Below are 18,560 nucleotides of genomic sequence, written 5' to 3'. Positions count from 1 at the left end.
CCAAGAGCGATTGAGCTTCGGCGGCCATCCCTGCCGAAGCTCCCTTCATTTGCAATCAAGCGGGAAGTCATGAAAATCATCGTCTTCGCGGCAATTCCTCTGTTCATCCTCCTCGCCGCGTCCGGGTTGGCCGCCGCTCAAAAGGGTCAGGGCATCGACAAAGCTCAAGGCTCACGGCAGCTTTCGCGGGCGATGCAAAACAGGGCCAATCCCGTTCGCGACCGCTCGCAGGCAGCCAAGCGGGCGACGCAGAAACGCCAGCAGGCTCGTCTCAAGGCTCGCGCTCAACAGAGGCGGGAAGCGCTTGGCAGCACCCCTCGGTATTGAGCGCCGCCTCAGCCGAAGTTCAATGCGTCAGCGGTGCCAGCCATGCTGACGCTCTCATATCCCCTTTCGCACGAGGGGAACTCCGCCCCTTTTTGTCGCCATGGACACGACGTCGAAAACGAAACCCAGCGCATGCTCGACGTTCCGGTCGAAATCCCTTGGATACATTTCCGCCAGCGTTCGCGCCAAAGCCCATTTCATGGCCGCGAAGTGCTCGGGCTGAACGCCCGCACAAGCGTGGCGCAAGCCGAGATATTCGACCTCGGGAAGCGAGGCGCGCCCCGCCTCGGGATCGATGGGCCAGAGCTGGCTTGAGCGCGTCAAGGCGATGGTGCTGCGCAACATCGAGGTGAACTGCATCTGCTGTGCCGCAAAGTTGCCTTTGAACAGCGTCGCCGCTTCGGGGACCGCCTCGAAAAAACGCTCGTACATGAGCGCGACGATCTCCGGAAGATCATCTTCAATATCCGAGAAGAATTCCCGCAAAGCTGCTAACTGGTTAGGTTCGGTCAAGGAAAGCACCCACACTCGATACAACGTTCGGCAAGAATAAGGAAAACACCGCTCGCATGCAGTTTGCTCGAAAGTTTTCCTACGGGACGAAATATTCCGGCCTTTTGAAGAGGAAAACAGGGCGCAAAGCAAAGCCTCAGCCTTGGCCCAGTCGCACGCCGGCTTCGCGCCTGCCGATGAGAGGCAAGAAGTCCTTCATCTCCGGCCCGCGATCCAGCCCCGTCAGGGCGAGCCGCAACGGATGGAACAGCGCGCGGCCCTTGGCACCGGTCTCTTGCTTCACGGCTTCCGTCCAGCTTTTCCAGGTCGTCTGATCCCAGGGCTCCGGCGGCAGCAGCGTCAGCGCCTTCTCCACCAGCGCCGCATCCTCGATCACCGGCGTGACCGGGCCCTTCGCCACGCGCCACCACAGATCGACATCGGCGAACACTTCGAGGTTCGCGCGCACGGCGAGCCAAAACGCCTCGCCGCCATCGATGCCGCGCGCCGCCAGCCGCTCCGCCACTGCTTCATACGGCGTCGCGTGCAGAAGCTTCGCGTTGAGCCCCGCGAGTTCGGCGGGATCGAAACGGGCGGGCGCGCGCGAGATCTTCGCGAAACCGAACAGCGCGGCCAGCGCCGCAAGGCTCTCCTGCGGCTGCAACGCCTCCGACGTGCCGATCAGCGCCGCATGCGTCATCACCGCCAGCGGCTCGAACCCGTCCTCGCGCAAGCCCGCGATGGAGAGCGAGCCGAGCCGCTTCGACAGCGCCTCGCCCTGCGCGCCGATGAGCAGATTGTTATGCGCGAAACGCGGCACGGCAGCGCCCATCGCCTCGAAAAGCTGGATCTGAACAGCCGTGTTGGTGACGTGATCCTCGCCGCGAATGATGTGCGTGACGCCCGTGTCGGCGTCGTCCGCGACGCTCGTGAAGGTGTAAAGCGGCGTGCCGTCCTCGCGGATCAGCACGGGATCGGAGATGGTGCCCGCGTCGATTTCCTGCGGCCCGCGAATGAGGTCGTCCCACGCGGTCGGCCGCTGGTCGAGCTTGAAGCGCCAGTGCGGCTTGCGCCCGGCGGCCTCAAGGTCGGCGCGCTCGGCGTCGGTGAGCTTCAGCGCCGCGCGGTCGTAGACGGGCGGCTTGCCGCGCGCCATTTGCAGCTTGCGCCGCCGCTCAAGCTCCGCCGCCGTCTCATAAGCCGGATAAAGCCGCCCGGCCTGCCTCAGTTTTTCCGCCGTCGCCGCGTAGAAGGCAAAGCGCTCCGACTGGCGAAATTCCTCGTCCCACGTCAGCCCGAGCCATCGCAGATCCTCGCGGATGCCGTCGACATATTCTTCCTTCGAGCGTTCGAGATCCGTGTCGTCGAAGCGCAGCACGAAGACGCCGCCCGCGGCTCGCGCGAACAGCCAGTTGAATACGGCGGAGCGGATGTTACCGATGTGAAGCCGACCCGTGGGGCTCGGCGCGAAGCGGACTTTGACGGCTTTGGTCATGGATGCTCGGCTCTTGGCTGCGCAGTCAGCCTTGCTTTGTAGCGATTTGCCGGGGGCAGGTCAAAGCGGCCGCCACCGGATGAAGTCCGAGCCGATGGCGGGGCGATCCATCCGAATAGCCTCAGGCCCGCGATTGGAGAAGTTCTCGAATTCCTACAAGGTCTTTTCGGGGTGATCCGGCAGCATCGTCTTGATCCGCGCGGCCAAGACTTCGAGCCGGAAGGGCTTGTGCAGGATCTCCGTGGTGGGCGGTAATGGCCTCGACTCCAACGCGTCTTTCGCGTAGCCGGTTATCAGCAATACTCGCAGAGCAGGCAGCAGTTCCAGCGCGGCATCAGCTACCTGGCGTCCATTCAATCCACCTGGCAGGCCGATGTCAGCCACCATGACGTCGAAATATGCAGTCGGATCGCCAGCCACCTCATGTAACGCTTTCAGGGCCGTTTGGCCGTCGCAAGCTTCGACCACCGCGCAACCGAGTTCTCTCAACATTTCGGACACAAACTGGCGCACGCGCTGTTCATCATCGACGACCAGAATTTTTCCGGCGCGCACAATGGGCGAACGGGGCGCGGCCGAGCCGACATCCTTGCTAGGCGTCGCACGAAACGCATGAGCGAGATAAATGTGAACGGACGTGCCCTGCCCAGGCGAGCTTTCCAAAAGCAAGACTCCGTTCGATTGCGCAACGAAGCCATGGACCTGACTCAAACCCAGACCCGTTCCCTGCCCGGCGGGCTTCGTCGTGAAAAAGGGCTCCAACGCCCGCGCACGAACATCGGGCGGCATTCCCGTTCCGCTGTCGGTCACCTTGATCCGGACATAATCACCTGGCTGCGCGCTCCAGCCGAGCACATCGTCCGCGGTCAATTTTTCGTGGCTGGTTTCGATCAGCAACGTACCCCCGGCGGGCAGCATCGCGTCGCGCGCGTTGATTGCGAGGTTGATTAAAGCGTTTTCAAACTGATTTGAGTCGCAGAGCACAGGCCGATCACCGTCCTGGAGGCGCAATTCCAGCGCGATCTCGGGGCCGAGAGTCTGCCTTATCAGGGGCGCGACATTGCTGATAAGCGCGTCCATGTCAACCGCTCTTGGATCGAGCGCCTGCTGTCGCGAGAAAGCCAGCAGCCGATGGGTCAGCGAGGCCGCGCGCTTTATGCTTTGGTCCGCGGCGTCAAGATAGTGCTCGGTTTCCTTTGCGCGGCCTTGAGCAATTCGGCGTCGCGTAAGCTCGATACTGCTGGAGAGGCCCTGCAACATGTTATTGAAATCGTGGGCGATACCGCCGGTCAGTTGTCCTATTGCCTGCATCTTTTGAGCCTGCCGCAGCACGTCCTCGACGCGTTCGCGTTCAGCGACCTCTTCCAGAAGACGGGAATACGCATCCGTCGCGATTCGAAGATGCTGCTTTTGTTCCGTCAGGTCTGTAAGCACGCCGCAGAGTAGTGGCGTGTCACCATCCAACAGCACGCTCGCCGAGACATTTACCGGGACTTCGCTACCGTCGGAGCGACAAAAGACTATTTCACCACGTGCACCGGAGCGCTCTGCTTCTTCGAGAAGGCGTCCAAAATCGGCGGCATCCGCGGGCAAGACGAAGCGCGCCAGCTCGTGACCAATGATCCGCTCCTGAGAAACGCCCAGCATATCCGAAACGCGGCGATTGCAATAAAGCACAGTCCCGCCCGGCGTAAGCGTAACGGCACCCTCCTGGATCTGCTCGATCAGATACCGATAGGGGCGGTCCGCCGTCTCCAGCGTGTAGACGAAGTGATCGCCGCTTCGGTCCTTGACTACGACGGCGTCGAAATCGCCGGACCTGATTGCCTCCAGCGTCTCCTGGCATTCCGCGAGTTCACTTTCCAGCTCGCGAACGCGTGCCAGAAGCGCAGCTTTCCCTTTTAGACCCGGTTCGTTTCGCTTTCGCATCATTTATAGCGGCACGATTTCGAGCCCGTGCAGGACACGGTCCTCTTGAGACAGATCTCCGATGATTCGGCGTACTGGAAGCGGCAGAAGCTTGACCAAAGTGGGCGCGGCAATGACCTGATATTCTTCCGCGAGTTCGGGGCGCTGGTAGATGTCGACAACCTCAAGGTCGACCTGGCCGCTCAGATGCTCGGCGCAAAGGTGCTGGAGATTTTCGATTGCCCGGCGGGACCGCTCGCTGTTACCGGCGATAACGAGCCGGAGTCTGTATCTAGCCACCGGGATTTCTGGCTTGCTATTCATGGGCACGCGACTTTCGGGCGAATGTCCAGCCCTACCAAAACTTTTTCCGTGTTCGACAAATCGCCGATTATCCGCTTCAAGGGCTGAGGGAGCCTTCGAACCAGCGTCGGTATCGCCAGTATCTGGTCACCTGCGGCAAGCTGCGGGTTTTCGCGCAAGTCGATCACCTCGATCTCATACCTGCCCGCGAGGTGGGTCTCGCACACGCGCTTGAGATTGTTCAGCGCAAGCGTCGACTTGGTCGTGTGCCCTGCCACGTAGAGGCGCAGGTAATAGTGACCTGCATCTTCGCCGGCCTCCTGAGCACCCTCGTCGAGACGCTCCGCATCCGAGGTCATTCCGCAGCCCTCCGACGTATCGCTCGGGCGGCCTGATCGCTTTTAAGAGTCGCATCGCGCAATTCGTCTTCACCCAGCAGCATGGCTTCTTCGTCCTCTTCGGCTTGAAGCGCCGCCTCCAGCTCTTCGATCTGGCGCCTGACGGCTTCCCGACGACGGGCGAACTGGCGCTGGCGCCGATTGCTTTCCCGCTCGCGCTGGTCGGCGGCGGCTCGGTCCCGCGCCTCCTGCGTAATCCGGGCGGTGCCGGTAAGAACACCCTCCGGACCAATATAGGCATCGATCAGCTCGATTCCCCTATCGGTCATCCGAAACTCGCGAAGCTGATTCGAGTGACTGGTCCCGCGGGATTTTATCAGATAAAGAATGCGATTGCGCTCACCGTTTTCTTCGACATCAACAAGCTTGATCCACGAGTCCATGATCGACGAAAGGCCGTGGTCGGTGCCCTCGTCCCGCGAAGCGCCGCTTCGCAGGCTCGTGAACATCGCCGTAATTCCAGAACTCTTCAGGAGGTCCACCGTGCGCAGGAGAATTGACTGCACATCGCCGGCCGGTCCCCGGAACGCGGAGATCGCGTCGATCACCACCACGGCCGGCTTGAACGTCTCGATATCGCGCTGCATCCTTGCCAGGTGCATCTCCAGGCCGTAGAGGCTTGGTCGCGCCCACTCGAAACGCAACAAGCCCGCTGCGACGTGCGCGTGTAAATCGAGCCCGACCGAGCGCGCATTGCGGCAAATTTCCTCGGCGCTCTCCTCGAACGAAAAGAAGGTGCACCGCTCGCCGCGCAGGCAAGCGGCGTTGACGAAATGGCTGGCCATGGTCGTCTTGCCGGTGCCGGAGACGCCGGATACAAGGATGGTCGATCCACGATAAAACCCGCCGTTTCGGATCATCGCGTCGAGCCCCGGTATCCCGGAGGAGACAATTTCATTGCATACGGCCAGGTTCCGCCTGGGTGCGGTGATCGGCAGAACGCTGATGCCATCCTCGTCGATCAGGAACGGGAACTCGTTGGTCCCATGCGATGAGCCGCGATACTTGACCACACGCAGACGCCGGGTCGCGATCTGGTCCTCGACGCGGTTGTCGAGCAGAATCACGCAATCGGAGACGTACTCCTCCAGGCCGTGCCGCGTGAGCTGGCCCTCGCCACGCTCGCCTGTGATGACGGCGGTCAGGCCGCGTTCCTTCAGCCAGCCGAAGAGCCGGCGCAATTCCGCCCGCAAAATCGCCTGATCGGTGAATCCGGCAAACAGGGACTCGATGGTGTCGAGCACCACCCGTTTGGCGCCGATCCGGTCGACGGCGAAGCCGAGGCGGACGAAAAGCCCTTCGAGATCGTATTCGCCGGCCTCCTCGATTTCGCTCCGTTCCACCCGAACGTGATCGACTATCAGCTTCCCGGCGGCGGCGAGCCCGTTGAGATCGTAACCAAGAGAGCGGAAGTTGGCTTCAAGGTCCTCGGGGCGTTCCTCGAAGGTCATGAAGACACCCGGCTCGTCGCATAAAGTGGCGCCATTCACCAGAAAGGTGATGCCGAAGAGGGTTTTTCCACACCCGGCGGCGCCACAGATCAGCGTGGGACGGCCAGCCGGCAGGCCGCCCAACGTCACATCGTCAAAACCGACAATACCCGTTGGAGCCTTCAGCAGGCCGGTTAATTCTCTTGCACTATGAGGCTTGCTCATCAGTCGCACCGCGACATCCTGACATGAAAAACTCACACATATGCGTCGCTGTCGATGGTCGTAAGATACGATGAACCGAGACTTCTGTAGGTTCGGTTGTTTTTCGCCCGAAAACCTAAAAGATACGGCTATTCCTGCGCAATAGGTTGCGGTGACGCAGCTTAAACGCTGGACCGGCGTATTGAACCTGAAATTCGCGAGCGACGCTCCGCAAACCGCAATAAGATTGCCATGGCGGCAAAAAAGTGACGCGCACCGATTTCGACCGCGCGCCAGACGGGAACAGCACCCATGTCCTCCCTGAAATTCATCTTCTTCAATTTCAAGGGCCGCATCGATCGGCGCACATGGTGGATGGCCTTCGTGCTTATTCACCTTGGAATTGCGAGCTTCAACTTCTTGCTGTCGGGGTTCATGAACGACGACGCGCCCTTCATCGACGGCACCTGGCCAAACCTCGTCCGCCTCCTTGGCGACCGGTCCGGGTGGATAACCGCGGTTGTCTTCCTGTTTCCGCATGCCGCGATCAACACGAAGCGCTTCCACGATCGCGGGATGTCGGGATGGTGGTGGCTTGTTTTCCTGATCCCCTTTTTTGCGGCGACTGCCATCTCGATTTCACCGCTCGGCGGCGAGAATTACCCGACGCCGCTCGCAGGTTGGGCGCAGTTGATCTGCGGCTTAACAGCGACGTGGACGTTCATCACCCTCGGCTTCCTGCCGTCGAAACACGCGAAATAGCTTGCCGCTTGCATCCGATGTAGCCAGCCGAGCGGCCACACCCGACTGTCGAGCGACAATCTCGCAGGGGAAGTGAGCGATGCCGACGACGAGCGGCTCAGATTTTGCGGAAGAAATGGAGCGCCGTATCGCCGTAAACGCGCGCGTCGAGCGGCTCGAAGGCCGCCGGGAGGGCGACAGCCATGTCGGTACGCTCTTCCAGCACGCAGATCGCGCCCGCCGCGAGCCAACCGCCATTGAGTGCCGCGTTCAGCGCGAGTTCGCCGAGGCCCTTTGCGTAAGGCGGATCGGCAAACACAAGCTGAAAGGGCTGCATCGGCGCGGCGGTGCCGAGTTTCGTCGCATCGCGCCGCCAGAGCTTGCTCGCCCCCGTCAGCCCCAGCGCCTCGATATTTTCGCGGATCGCGCCGCGAGCCGCTGCTTCGTCCTCGACGAACAGGCAGTAGGCCGCGCCGCGCGACAGGGCTTCGAGGCCGAGCGCGCCCGTGCCTGCGAACAGGTCGAGCACGCGCGCGCCCTCAAGCGGCGGGCCCTCGGTGCCGTGCGTCAGAATGTTGAACAGCGATTCGCGCACGCGGTCCGAAGTGGGCCGCGTCGTCGTGCCATCGGGCGCAGCAATGCCGCGCCCGCGAAATCGCCCCCCGACGATCCTCACGCTTTGTCGCCACGGGGTTTGCGGGGACCGCCGCCCGTGCGCGGCTTCGACGGGCCGTCGCGCCGGGTGAAGGATTTGCCGGGCTTGCCGCCCGTGCCGCCGCCGGGTTTTCCGCCGCGCGCACCAAACGGCTTGCGGGCGCCGAAGGATTTGCGCTCGCCGCCTTCACCGCCGCTGCTGTCCCTCGCCGCTGTGCCGCCGGGCCGTGCTCCGAAGGGCTTGTCGCCAGCGCCGCCGCCGCTACCGCCGCGCCCGGAGAACGATTTCGATCCGTCGCGCGCGCCAAACGGTTTCTTCCCGAACGACCGCGCACCGCCCGCGCCGCCACGCTTCTCGAACGGCGCGCCGCCTGCCGGGCGCTCGCCCTCCCGTTGCGGGGCACGATCGCCGAAACCTTCGCGCCGCTCGCGGAACGGCTTGTCGAAGCTCTTGCGCTCGCCGCCTGCGCCGCCATCGTTGCTGCGGCTCCGGTATGCCGGACGGTCGCCGGGAGCCCGGTCGGGTCGTGGCCCGCGCGCGGCGTCGCCATCTTCAGCCCTGCGAAAGCGGGGCCGATCCTCGCCCGCGCCGCGCGAAGACCGCTCCGCGCGGTCTCCCTCGCGTTTGCGGAACGCCGGGCGGTCGCCCGCATCGCGCGAACCAAAGCTTTTGCGCTCGCCACTACCCTCGCGCGGACGGAAACTTCTGCGCTCTCCCGATCCCTCGCCGGACCTGGTGTCACCCCGGCCTTCACCCGCATCGCGCGAACGGAAACCTGGCCTCGCCGTCGAACTCTTGCGCTCGCCGCCTTCCCCGTCCCTCGCGAAACGCGGGGCGCGGTCGCCATCGCTGCGGCTGCGGAACGCCGGGCGCTCCGCACCATCCTCGCGGCGCACAAACGGCCGACGTTCGCCGCCCGCATCGCCGTCGCGCGGCTTGCGGTCGAAGCGGCCCTCGGGGCGTGCATCGCGGTTGAACGGGCGGCGCTCGCCGCGCGCATCGCCTTGCCGGGGCGGACCTTGCCGCGATGGCCTGCCCTCGCCGCCTTCCTCCCGCCTCTTGAAACGAGGCGTCGAATGATCCTCTGTCGTAGCGTCGATCCGGGGCGCCCATGCACGTTTCGGAGCATCGCCTCCGCTTTCCGCGCCGACCTCTGTATCACGCCGCCGGAAGGGCGGACGCTCGCCACCGCCCGCGCGCGAAGGCCGATCCTGGCGGTCGCCCTCGCGTTTGCGGAAAGCCGGACGGTCGCCCGCATCGCGGGGATTGAACTCCCCTTCGCCTTCGCGGCGCTTCGGATAGGGTTTGCGCTCGCCGCTATCGCCATCTCTCGCGACACGTGGCGCGCGGTCGCCATCAGCGCGGCTGCGGAACGCCGGACGCTCCCCGCCGCTGTCCTCACGACGCGCAAACGGGCGCCGTTCGCCGCCTGCCTCGTCGCGCGGTCTGTCGAAACTCCGTTCGCCACGATCCCGCGGCGCAAAATCTCGCTTTTCTCCCCGCTCACCTCGCTCGGCGCGCGGCGGCTTCGGCACCTGCACGAGCTCCACGATGGGCGCTTCCGAGGCGTCATCGGACAGCACGCGCCGTTGCCGCATCTGCGGCTCCTCGAAGGGGCGGCGTGGCCGCTCCGATTCAGCTTCCTTGCGCCGCAGATAGGTGGGCTTTCCGCGCGATGGCGTCGAAAGGCGCTTTTCCTCCCGGACAACCTCGCGGCGCACGCCAAGCGAGCGGGCGAGGCGCGGTCCGAGCTGGTCCTTAAGCACGCTCGTCTTCACTTCCTCGACTTGCCCCGGCTCCAGATCGCCCAGCATGAAGGGGCCGAACGAGATGCGAATGAGCCGGTTCACGGTGAGGCCGAGGTGCTCCATGATGCGACGCACCTCGCGGTTCTTGCCCTCGCGGATCAGCAGCGTGATCCAGACGTTGTCGCCGGTCTCGCGTTCGAGCGAGGCTTCGACCGGGCCGTAATTGACGCCCGCGATTCTCACGCCGTTCTTCAGCTTGTCGAGCGAGGCCTGATCGATTTCGCCGAAAGCGCGTACGCGATAGCGCCGCGCCCAGCCGGTCGACGGCAGTTCCATATGGCGCGCAAGCTCGCCGTCGTTCGTGAGGAGGAGCAGCCCTTCGGTGTTGAAGTCGAGCCGCCCGATGGAGATGAGGCGCGGCAGGTTGTCGGGCAGCGCCTCGAAAACGGTCGGGCGGCCTTCGGGGTCTTTGTGGGTCGTCACGCGGCCCTTCGGCTTGTGGTAACGCCACAGGCGCGGAGGCTCGCGCGCGGGCAGCGGATGGCCGTCTACGGCGACTCGGTCGGCGGGAGAAACGTCCAGCGCGGCGCTTTCGATGATCGAGCCGTTGACGGAAACCCGCTTTTCCCCAATCAGAACTTCGGCGTCTCTTCGAGAGCAAAGCCCTGATCTAGCTATGACTTTTGCGACCCTCTCGGCTCCCGCAGTGTCCTGATCGCGTGCATCTTTCGGTGAAGGCATGATGTGAACCAATAAAAAAGGCTAACCTTCCGAAAACCGCAAATGATTCGGCGAGGTTAGGAGACAAAGACATGCGGCGAGAGAGGATTATAAAGGCTGTCAACAGTTTGCGGGAAGCCCTTCATGCCGCGCAGATTCGTGAGTTGCTGCGAGTCGCTCGAACCGGCCAGCAGGCCGATGGCGTGAACCGCACGCAACGCATACTTCTCGCATATAATGAGTTCACGCGCCACTATCAGCAGTTCGGCGACGAAGAAAAAGACCTGATGACCTTTTTCGGGCTTAACCCGCTGCTCGACCTCACGTTCTGGTCGAGCCTCATCGACGGCGAGCAGTCCGTGAATCGGAAGCTCCTGTCGGATGTCGACGTCGGCGCCTACAATGTCATCTTCGTCATGCCGAAGCTGCGGGAACTTCTTACGCGTGACACCGACAAGGGCGAGCTTGTCATTGCCGATGCGCAGGGCGTAGAGCGCGAAATCAGGCGCGTTCGCGTGCTCATCGCGGAAAAAGAGCGGTCGCTGACCGATCCGCAGATCGTGATCAACGTCATCCGCTCCATGGACGAGCTTTACGGTTCGCTGTCGGCGCTCCACCCCGACATGGGCGTGAGCCTCGCCATCGGCTCGATCGACTCGGGCGGCGCGAAGTCGTTCGACTTCTTCGGCGCGGGCGTCGTCATGGACGACATGAGCACGCTGCTCGTCAATGTCTGGGACCGCGTGAAATATTCGCCCGAGGATAATTTCCGCTATCAGATCGAGGTGGCCATGATGGCTGCGGGCTTCGTGTCGCGCATCAAGGAGGCGCAGGCCCAGCAAATCATCGGCGAGGAACTTGCGCAGCGCACCATGCGCGTCGTGGCGAAATCCATCGAGACGCTGTTCCGCTCCGGTGCCTACACCGAAGAGATGGACGCCGGTCGCGAAGTGCGCGCAAGCACAGTGCTGAAGCCGCGCACGCAGCTCATCGAGTTCAAGCACGAGGAGCGCGCCGACGCGAAACGCGACGATGTGCGGCTCGCGCTCGAAGCGCCGGGCGTGTCGGCCCTGCCCATGCCGAAGGCCGCCGACATTCTACGCGACCTTCAGGATCAGCTCGACCTGAAGGAGACAGCCGAAGCGGCTTGATCGCGCGATATAGACAGAGACAAATCCCGGCCGTTGCGCCGGGATTTTTTTGTCGCGATCCATTCTTATTTTTGATCTAATCTACTGTTTTATATCGATATTTTCATCGATACGTCTTAACCGGTCCGACAAATTGTTATATAGTCGCCAAAGCCCCGCCTGGGCTTGTGCGGTTATTGACGCCGGGTGTTTCGATGGTTGCTCAGAAAAAATCGATGATACGGAGTGGAATTGGCGCGATCACCTCCTTTATTGGAATCGTGCTGCTGGTTCTTGCCGTTCTCCGCTGGCGCGAAATCGGGTGGCCAGCAATGCTGTGGCTCGTCGCCCTCTTCGTTCAGACGGTGATCCGCGCGCCTTACTCGATCCGAAATGCGAAAAACTCCATCGCGACTTCGCAAAAGGATGCCGTCGAAGTGGCCCTTCTTATGGGGATGTTCGCTACAATGATGGTTCTGCCGCTTCTCTATCTCGGGCTCGGTGTTTTCGCTTTCGCCGATTACAGCCTGCCTGACTGGGCGGCCGCCGCCGGCGGAGCGCTCATGGCGCTGTCGCTCTGGCTCTTCTGGCGCTCCCATGCCGATCTCGGCCGCAACTGGAGCCCCGGCCTCGAAGTGCGGGATGGACATGAACTCGTAACGAACGGCATCTACGCCCGTATCCGGCACCCGATGTATGCAGCGATCTGGGGAGCCGCCGCCGCACAGCCGCTCCTCGTCCAGAACTGGATCGCGGGATTTCTTGTTCTTCCGGCTTTTGCTCTGATGTGGTTCATTCGCGTTCCGAAAGAGGAAGCGATGATGCGGCGGCAGTTCGGCGCCGCCTATGACGCGTATTGCGTCAGAGCCGGACGGTTGTTTCCGAAGATGTTCGCATGAAGGGTCGGGCTGAAGCCGCGTGAAGCCGAACAGATACATGCAGGAAGCGCTGGTTGAGGCGGAGCGCGCCGCCGCCCTGGGCGAGACGCCGGTGGGCGCGGTCGTCGTCGCGCCCGATGGAAGGATTGCGGGGCGCGGTCACAACCTTGTCATCTCCGTGCGCGATCCTTTCGGTCACGCGGAGATGCGGGCGATCCGGCAAGCCTGCGAAGCTGCCCAGAGCGAGCGCTTGCCGGGATACGATCTCTACGTGACGCTCGAACCGTGCACGATGTGCGCCGCCGCGATTTCTTTCGCGCGATTGAGGCGGCTTTATTTCGGCGCGTGGGACGAGAAGGGCGGCGCGGTGGAAAACGGCGTGCGCTTCTTTTCGGCTGTCACATGCCATCATGCGCCGGAGATCTACGGCGGCATTGCTGAAGCTGAGGCCGCGACGTTGCTGCGGGCCTTTTTTCGGGAGCGTCGCGACGAGCGCGCTCAGGTCGATGCGTCGCTGGCGGATCGGGACTAAGGAAACGGCTCGCCGTTTCGCAGATTGACTATTTCGGTGCCCGCTTCGCAAGAATACGCTGAAGCGTGCGGCGATGCATGTGCAGACGGCGCGCCGTCTCGGAGACGTTGCGATTGCAAAGCTCATAGACGCGCTGGATATGCTCCCAGCGGACGCGGTCCGCAGACATGGGATTCTCCGGCGGCTTCGGCTTCGTCTCGCCGGATGCGGTAAGCGCCGCGAGAATATCCTCGGCGTCCGCCGGCTTCGACAGATAGTCGACCGCGCCGAGCTTCACGGCAGTGACGGCGGTGGCAATGTTGCCATAGCCCGTCAGGACGAGTGAGCGGCAATCCGGCCGGGTTTCCCTGAGAAGCTTGATAACCTCAAGGCCGTTACCGTCGTCGAGCCGCATGTCAACCACAGCGAAGGCGGGGGCGGCTTCGCGGATCGCCTGCTTGCCGGCTTCCAGAGTCTCGGCCGTTCGTACGGAATAGCCGCGTGCCTCCATGGCTTTCGCGAGCCGCGAGAGAAACGGCTTGTCGTCGTCGACGATCAGAAGAGAGTTATCGGTCCGGATTTCCGGACTTGCGAGAGTTGCCATGAGCTGCCCATTTACCTTTTTGTCACATCTCACATCGTGTCGCACTATACGCCACAAAAATGCGACGCACAAAATTTAAGCGACACAAGCCAAATCTTTCCTGCAACTTACAGCGACGCGGCAAGTCTGTCACGCGGCCAGGAAATTTCAACGATCGCGCCCGTCTCGGGCGCCGTGCGGTTGGCGATGCTGATCGACGCGCCCGAACGCTCCAGCAGCGTCTTTGCGATGAAGAAGCCAAGCCCCATGCCGTGTTCCTCGTCATCCGCCTCGGCGCGGGTCCGGTTCGTGACGTAAGGCTCGCCGAGACGATTGATGACCGTCGGATGAAAGCCGGGGCCATCGTCGCCGATGCGCACCTTGACCTCTTCCGCGTTGTAGGTCGCGTCCACCATGACGCGCGTGTTCGCGAATTCGGCGGCGTTGTCGATCAGGTTTTCGAGGCTGTGCATCAGTCCCGGATTGCGAAGGATGATAGGCTCGGCCACCGATTTACCGTGCGGAGATGTATCGCCGACCGTCACGATGATGTCTGTTTCCGGCGTTCTCAGCGGCGCAACGACTTCTTCGAGGAGGTGACGCAGGCGCATCTGCGAGAATATTTCGTCTTGCTCTTCCTCGCGGCCCGCGCGCGACAGTTGGCTCAGGATGTCCCGGCATCGCGCCGCCTGGGTCTGAAGCAACTCGATATCGTCGCGGATGGCGGCGTCTTTCGGGATTTCGCGTTCGAGTTCCCTCGCGACGAGGGTGATCGTCGAAAGCGGCGTCCCGAGCTGATGCGCCGCGGCGGCGGCAAGCCCGTCGAGCGCAGTCAGGCGGGTTTCCCTCGCGAGAACCATTTCGGTCGCCGAAAGAGCCTGCGCCATCTCGCGAGCTTCCTGCTCGATGCGCCACGCATAGACCGCCATGAACACGATGCAGGATACAACAGCAGCCCACACTCCGACCTGATAATCCGGGGGAAGGACCGGCGGCTCGCCCGCCCAGGGCAACGGCCAATGCCATATCGCAAGGACCGTTGCAAGCACCACGGTCAGCGCCGCCAGTGACGCCGTGACGCGAAGCCGCTGAGTGGAAGCCGAAACGGCGACCGGCACGATAAGAAGGAATATGAAAGGATTCTGAATGCCGCCTGTGACCAGCAACAGGCCGGTCAACTGAAGCATGTCAAAGCACAAGAGCGCGGCCGAATAGCGGGTGGAAAGGAGCTGCGAGCGCGGAAACGCCAGGCTCAACATCAGGTTTAATGTGGCCGACAGAAGAATAAAGACAAAGCAGGCACCGAGCGGAACCGGGAACTGGAACCCGTAATAGAGCAGCAGGATCGTTCCCGTCTGCCCGGCCACGGCAAACCATCGGTGCCTTATCGTGGTGCGAAGCCTGAGGCGGCTCGCCTGTGCACGAGGGCTGTCTGCCGGAAAGCGCGGGATATCCATGGACCGAACCTGTTTACTCGACGGCGCCGCCGGCGTTAGATCGGAACGGCGCGATCATGTCTGCGACGGTATAAGTTGTGCCGCCGTGACTCTTCTAGGCCAAGCGCAGCCGAAATCAATGGCGTTCCCTGTTCAATCGATCGAGTACACCATGAAACGCAGCTCTGTTATCGCAATGACGCTCGCCTTCCTGGGCATCGCCGGGGCCGGTCTGTATGCAATTTTGGCTCTCTCAAATATAGGAGTCACCGGAACCGGGCCGCTGATCGGAGGTGCCTTTTCGCTCGTCGACACGAACGGCAAGCGCGTGACCGACGCCGACTTTCGCGGCAAATTGATGCTGGTCTTCTTCGGCTACACGCATTGCCCCGATGTCTGCCCGACGGGGCTTCAGCAGGCGGCGGATTTGCTTGCCAAACTCGGGCCCGATGCAGCCGATGTCGTTCCCGTGTTCATAAGCGTCGATCCGGCCCGCGACACGCCGCCTGTCATGAAGAGCTACGTGGAGAATTTCGATCCGCGCATCGTCGGTCTGACGGGGGATGCCGCCGATGTGGCAAGCGCCGCGAAGGCTTACCGTGTCTATTTTCGCAAGGCTGGGAGCGGTGATGATTACACGATCGATCATTCCGCTTTCGTGTATTTGATGGGTCGTAACGGAGATTTTATTTCGAGTTTCATGTTCAATGCTCCTGTGGACATGATGGTCGGGGAACTAAAAAAGCAGCTCGCGGCCGGTGCCTCGCGAGACACTACCTCGGGCTCGACTAAAAGTTAATATCGGAGCGCGATCCGCGCACGTACTCTCGGGATGTTAATGAATCAACTTTAGTCGCGTTGATCTTTAGCGCGGTTGGCGGGTTACCCCTCCAATCAAGCATTTCCGAGGGAGAATCCGGTGCTTTATCATCTCTATGAGTTGGGCCATGCGGCCATGTCGCCGGCACGAATGGCAGCGAATTCCACCCGGCTCATGATGCGAAGCCCTTTCAACCCGCTCTCCTACACCGAGGTGGGGCGCAATGCGGCCGCCGCTGCCGAACTTCTCGAACGCACTACGCGCCGTTACAAGAAGCCCGGCTTCAGGTTGGGCTCATGTACCGTCGACGGCCAGAGCGTGGCGATTGCGGAAGAGGTGGTCTGGAAGAAGCCGTTCTGCCACCTCATTCATTTCAAGAAGGCGATGCCGGACGGCGCCAGACACGATGCGCCGCGCGTGCTGATGGTCGCGCCGCTTTCAGGCCATTACGCCACGCTCTTGCGCGGCACCGTGGAAGCGATGTTGCCTCACGCCGACGTCTACATCACCGACTGGACGGACGCGCGGCTCGTGCCCCTGCGTGCGGGCGGTTTCGACCTCGACGATTACATCGACTACGTCATCGAGATGATCGAGCTGTTCAAGGGCGACGTGCATATGATGGGCGTCTGCCAGCCGGGCGTTCCTGTCATGGCGGCGGTCGCGCTGATGGAAGCGCGCAACAATCCGTTCGCGCCGAAAAGCGTGATCCTCAAGGGCAGCCCCATCGACACGCGCGTCAGCCCGACGGGCGTCAACCGGCTTGCCGAGGAGCGCGGCACGAACTGGTTCCGGCGCACCGTCATCACGTCCGTGCCATGGCCGAACGCAGGCGCGGGCCGTCTCGTCTATCCGGGCTTCCTGCAACTCACCGGCTTCATGGCGATGAACCTCGACCGCCACATGAGGGCGCACAAGGATCTGTTCGTCGATCTCGTGAAGGGAGACGGCGACTCGGTCGAGAAGCACAAGGAATTCTACGACGAGTATCTCGCGGTCATGGATCTTGCCGCCGAGTATTACATCCAGACCATCGATGGGGTTTTTGTAAAGCACCTGCTGCCGAGGGGCGAGATGCGTCATCGCGGCCACGCGGTGAACCTGTCGGCCATTCGGCGCGTGGCGCTGATGACGATCGAGGGCGAGAAGGACGACATCACCGGCCACGGCCAGACCGAGGCGGCTGTGCATCTGTGTACAGCGCTGCCGGAAGCGATGAAGCAGCATTACACCCAGCCCGGCGTCGGCCATTATGGTATCTTCAACGGCTCGCGTTATCGCAACGAGGTTGTGCCGCGCGTGATGTCGTTCATCGCCGAGCATGACGCGGGACGCGTTGCTTTGGACGGGCGCGTGGGAAGCCTCGCGGGCTTCTGGCGTCGGCTTGCGAGCGAAGGCGACGGCATCGTCGCCAAGTCAACGCAGGACGACGAAGCGGGGTCTGCGGCCCGGCGTTAGGGGCTGCATCGCCTGAATGAGGCGTCGCGCGCGCCCGGCTCAAACGCAGCCGGGCGATTGCCCTCAAGGTCGGGCCAAGTCCGCGCTCATGAACCGATGGCGGCTCAATATCTGGAACGCCCCGCCGCCCTCGGGCTCGCCGAGAAGGGTGAGCGCATCGATACGGAACGCCCCGAGCAGCATCGGCGCGAGTTGCGGCTCCAGAGCGCGGCACACCGCCAGCGCTTCGCATCTTTCGAGCGGACCCGCGAGCGAGATGTGGAAGCGAAACTCGCTCAACACATAAGGATAACCGAAATCTTCGAGATGTGCGCGCTCGCGCGCCGTCATCGTGTCGATCTCGCGCGCGGCGCGGTCCGCGTCGCCGATGGGCGCACGGAAGCGGTCGAAATGCGTCACGCATTCGGCGGCGAGCCAATCGATGGCGGCGGTCCTTCCGCCGGGCGAGAGCACGACGTAACGCTGATGGCGGATGAAGCCGAGCGGCGATGCTTCCGGCGCACGTCGTATCCGGCAAAACGCGTCGAGCGCGCGCGCAATGTCGTCGGCGGTTGCGCCTTCGCGAAGCCGAAACGGCGCCTTCAGTGTGGCATGCAGGCCGTATCGCGCTGGGGCCCGCTTCGCGCGCGCGGCAAGATCGGGTTCGAGACCGAAATTTTCGCCGCCGAACCAGGCTGAACCGAACGCTTCCAATGCGCTGCCCGGCTCCGGTGTCCAGTAGATCGCATAGCGGCGGTAGCGGTCGGTCATGCCTTCGTCCAGTTCTAAGGGCACGTTTTCCATCGTAAACTCGGCGGACAGAGGTGCGACAAGTGCATGCGGAGGTAAAATCGTGAGCGATGCCAGCAAGAAAGAACCGGGTCGCCGCCGCGACTATGCGCATCATGCGCCGATCCAGACGCGCTGGATGGATAACGACGTTTATGGTCACGTCAACAACGTGACGTACTACTCCTATTTCGACACCGCCGTGAACCGCTATCTGATCGAGGCTGGCGCGCTCGACATCGAGAACAGCGTCGTGATCGGCCTCGTCGTCGAAACATCGTGCCGCTATCGCGCGCCGATTACGTTTCCGCAAGCCGTTACGGCGGGCATTCGCGTGGCGCGCATCGGCACGTCGTCGGTGCGCTATGAAATCGGTCTGTTCCGCGAAGGCGAAGACGCAGCCTGCGCCGAAGGCCACTTCATTCATGTCTATGTGGATCGCGAGACGCGAAGCCCCTTGCCGCTGCCCGCTGCGTTTAGGGCCGCGCTGGAGCCGTTGCGCGCTCCGGGGGATTGATCGGCGGGAAGTGCGTCGCGCCGAAGGCGGCGCGAAAA

General features: G+C 62.6%; 19 protein-coding genes. 8 read left to right on the top strand and 11 right to left on the bottom strand.

Annotated elements, in window-relative coordinates:
* Nucleotides 1-69 precede the first annotated feature (69 nt).
* Nucleotides 70-327 carry a hypothetical protein gene (locus KKP04_RS12160; protein WP_215031602.1) on the top strand — a complete coding sequence of 86 codons (258 nt, stop codon included), beginning with the start codon at nt 70-72 and terminating at the stop codon, nt 325-327.
* A gap of 54 nt (nt 328-381) precedes the next feature.
* Here KKP04_RS12160 and KKP04_RS12155 read toward each other — a convergent pair whose 3' ends face one another.
* From KKP04_RS12155 to kaiC, 6 genes are all read right to left on the bottom strand, one after another.
* A complete protein-coding gene (locus KKP04_RS12155; RefSeq protein WP_215031599.1) occupies nt 382-972 on the bottom strand; it encodes a globin domain-containing protein in 591 nt (196 codons plus the stop codon).
* 4 nt (nt 973-976) lie between these two features.
* A complete protein-coding gene (gltX, locus tag KKP04_RS12150; RefSeq protein WP_215031596.1) occupies nt 977-2,314 on the bottom strand; it encodes a glutamate--tRNA ligase in 1,338 nt (445 codons plus the stop codon).
* A 153-nt stretch (nt 2,315-2,467) separates the two neighbouring features.
* Complete coding sequence (locus KKP04_RS12145) at nt 2,468-4,246, bottom strand: ATP-binding protein (protein WP_215031593.1); 1,779 nt, start codon at nt 4,244-4,246, stop codon at nt 2,468-2,470.
* Entirely contained in the window at nt 4,247-4,522 is a 276-nt protein-coding gene (locus tag KKP04_RS12140) for a circadian clock KaiB family protein (protein WP_371818786.1), read from the bottom strand. It lies immediately after the preceding gene.
* Nucleotides 4,523-4,542: 20 nt separating this feature from the next.
* Nucleotides 4,543-4,884 carry a circadian clock KaiB family protein gene (locus KKP04_RS12135; RefSeq protein WP_215031587.1) on the bottom strand — a complete coding sequence of 114 codons (342 nt, stop codon included), beginning with the start codon at nt 4,882-4,884 and terminating at the stop codon, nt 4,543-4,545.
* Entirely contained in the window at nt 4,881-6,578 is a 1,698-nt protein-coding gene (gene kaiC / locus KKP04_RS12130) for a circadian clock protein KaiC (protein ID WP_215031584.1), read from the bottom strand. The genes KKP04_RS12135 and kaiC overlap by 4 nt, the downstream gene beginning before the upstream one ends.
* 291 nt (nt 6,579-6,869) lie before the next feature.
* Here kaiC and KKP04_RS12125 point away from each other — a divergent pair, with 291 nt between their 5' ends.
* Nucleotides 6,870-7,319 carry a DUF805 domain-containing protein gene (locus KKP04_RS12125; protein WP_215031581.1) on the top strand — a complete coding sequence of 150 codons (450 nt, stop codon included), beginning with the start codon at nt 6,870-6,872 and terminating at the stop codon, nt 7,317-7,319.
* 97 nt (nt 7,320-7,416) lie between these two features.
* Here the strand turns inward: KKP04_RS12125 and rsmD are convergent, their stop codons facing one another.
* The gene (gene rsmD, locus KKP04_RS12120; protein ID WP_215031578.1) at nt 7,417-7,974 is read right to left on the bottom strand and encodes a 16S rRNA (guanine(966)-N(2))-methyltransferase RsmD; all 558 of its coding nucleotides are present in this window, start codon (nt 7,972-7,974) and stop codon (nt 7,417-7,419) included.
* The gene (locus KKP04_RS12115) at nt 7,971-10,442 is read right to left on the bottom strand and encodes a pseudouridine synthase (RefSeq protein ID WP_215031575.1); all 2,472 of its coding nucleotides are present in this window, start codon (nt 10,440-10,442) and stop codon (nt 7,971-7,973) included. The genes rsmD and KKP04_RS12115 overlap by 4 nt, the downstream gene beginning before the upstream one ends.
* Before the next feature lie 71 nt (nt 10,443-10,513).
* On the opposite strand from KKP04_RS12115, the gene KKP04_RS12110 reads away from it, so the two are divergent.
* From KKP04_RS12110 to KKP04_RS12100, 3 genes are all read left to right on the top strand, one after another.
* A complete protein-coding gene (locus KKP04_RS12110; RefSeq protein WP_215031572.1) occupies nt 10,514-11,572 on the top strand; it encodes a hypothetical protein in 1,059 nt (352 codons plus the stop codon).
* Between the two features lie 215 nt (nt 11,573-11,787).
* Nucleotides 11,788-12,450, top strand: coding sequence for a protein-S-isoprenylcysteine O-methyltransferase (locus tag KKP04_RS12105; RefSeq protein WP_215031569.1), 663 nt, complete (start codon nt 11,788-11,790; stop codon nt 12,448-12,450).
* Nucleotides 12,451-12,487: 37 nt separating this feature from the next.
* Entirely contained in the window at nt 12,488-12,961 is a 474-nt protein-coding gene (locus tag KKP04_RS12100) for a nucleoside deaminase (protein WP_215031744.1), read from the top strand.
* 28 nt (nt 12,962-12,989) lie between these two features.
* On the opposite strand, the gene KKP04_RS12095 is transcribed toward KKP04_RS12100, so the two are convergent.
* Entirely contained in the window at nt 12,990-13,544 is a 555-nt protein-coding gene (locus tag KKP04_RS12095) for an ActR/PrrA/RegA family redox response regulator transcription factor (RefSeq protein ID WP_215031566.1), read from the bottom strand.
* 107 nt (nt 13,545-13,651) lie between these two features.
* Entirely contained in the window at nt 13,652-14,980 is a 1,329-nt protein-coding gene (locus KKP04_RS12090) for an ActS/PrrB/RegB family redox-sensitive histidine kinase (RefSeq protein WP_215031563.1), read from the bottom strand.
* A 151-nt stretch (nt 14,981-15,131) separates the two neighbouring features.
* Between KKP04_RS12090 and KKP04_RS12085 the strand changes: the two genes are divergently transcribed.
* A complete protein-coding gene (locus KKP04_RS12085; protein ID WP_215031560.1) occupies nt 15,132-15,758 on the top strand; it encodes an SCO family protein in 627 nt (208 codons plus the stop codon).
* A 120-nt stretch (nt 15,759-15,878) separates the two neighbouring features.
* The gene (locus tag KKP04_RS12080; protein ID WP_371818785.1) at nt 15,879-17,237 is read left to right on the top strand and encodes a polyhydroxyalkanoate depolymerase; all 1,359 of its coding nucleotides are present in this window, start codon (nt 15,879-15,881) and stop codon (nt 17,235-17,237) included.
* Nucleotides 17,238-17,300: 63 nt separating this feature from the next.
* On the opposite strand, the gene KKP04_RS12075 is transcribed toward KKP04_RS12080, so the two are convergent.
* Nucleotides 17,301-18,011 (bottom strand): DUF1045 domain-containing protein, encoded by a 711-nt coding sequence (locus tag KKP04_RS12075; RefSeq protein ID WP_215031557.1) that lies wholly within the window; start codon nt 18,009-18,011, stop codon nt 17,301-17,303.
* 58 nt (nt 18,012-18,069) lie between these two features.
* Between KKP04_RS12075 and KKP04_RS12070 the strand changes: the two genes are divergently transcribed.
* Entirely contained in the window at nt 18,070-18,522 is a 453-nt protein-coding gene (locus tag KKP04_RS12070) for an acyl-CoA thioesterase (protein ID WP_371818784.1), read from the top strand.
* The last annotated feature ends 38 nt before the right edge of the window (nt 18,523-18,560 follow it).

This window comes from Rhodomicrobium sp. Az07 (assembly GCF_018619475.1).
Taxonomy (GTDB): Bacteria; Pseudomonadota; Alphaproteobacteria; order Rhizobiales; family Rhodomicrobiaceae; genus Rhodomicrobium.
This window is presented reverse-complemented; position numbering and strand designations above follow the sequence as displayed.

Excerpts from the sequence above, each read along its gene's own strand:
- KKP04_RS12160 (WP_215031602.1), top strand. The coding sequence starts at position 70 with ATGAAAATCATCGTCTTCGCGGCAATTCCTCTGTTCATCCTCCTCGCC.
- gltX (WP_215031596.1), bottom strand. The coding sequence starts at position 2,314 with ATGACCAAAGCCGTCAAAGTCCGCTTCGCGCCGAGCCCCACGGGTCGG.
- KKP04_RS12145 (WP_215031593.1), bottom strand. The coding sequence starts at position 4,246 with ATGATGCGAAAGCGAAACGAACCGGGTCTAAAAGGGAAAGCTGCGCTT.
- KKP04_RS12135 (WP_215031587.1), bottom strand. The coding sequence starts at position 4,884 with ATGACCTCGGATGCGGAGCGTCTCGACGAGGGTGCTCAGGAGGCCGGC.
- kaiC (WP_215031584.1), bottom strand. The coding sequence starts at position 6,578 with ATGAGCAAGCCTCATAGTGCAAGAGAATTAACCGGCCTGCTGAAGGCT.
- KKP04_RS12125 (WP_215031581.1), top strand. The coding sequence starts at position 6,870 with ATGTCCTCCCTGAAATTCATCTTCTTCAATTTCAAGGGCCGCATCGAT.
- KKP04_RS12115 (WP_215031575.1), bottom strand. The coding sequence starts at position 10,442 with ATGCCTTCACCGAAAGATGCACGCGATCAGGACACTGCGGGAGCCGAG.
- KKP04_RS12110 (WP_215031572.1), top strand. The coding sequence starts at position 10,514 with ATGCGGCGAGAGAGGATTATAAAGGCTGTCAACAGTTTGCGGGAAGCC.
- KKP04_RS12105 (WP_215031569.1), top strand. The coding sequence starts at position 11,788 with ATGATACGGAGTGGAATTGGCGCGATCACCTCCTTTATTGGAATCGTG.
- KKP04_RS12100 (WP_215031744.1), top strand. The coding sequence starts at position 12,488 with ATGCAGGAAGCGCTGGTTGAGGCGGAGCGCGCCGCCGCCCTGGGCGAG.
- KKP04_RS12095 (WP_215031566.1), bottom strand. The coding sequence starts at position 13,544 with ATGGCAACTCTCGCAAGTCCGGAAATCCGGACCGATAACTCTCTTCTG.
- KKP04_RS12090 (WP_215031563.1), bottom strand. The coding sequence starts at position 14,980 with ATGGATATCCCGCGCTTTCCGGCAGACAGCCCTCGTGCACAGGCGAGC.
- KKP04_RS12085 (WP_215031560.1), top strand. The coding sequence starts at position 15,132 with ATGAAACGCAGCTCTGTTATCGCAATGACGCTCGCCTTCCTGGGCATC.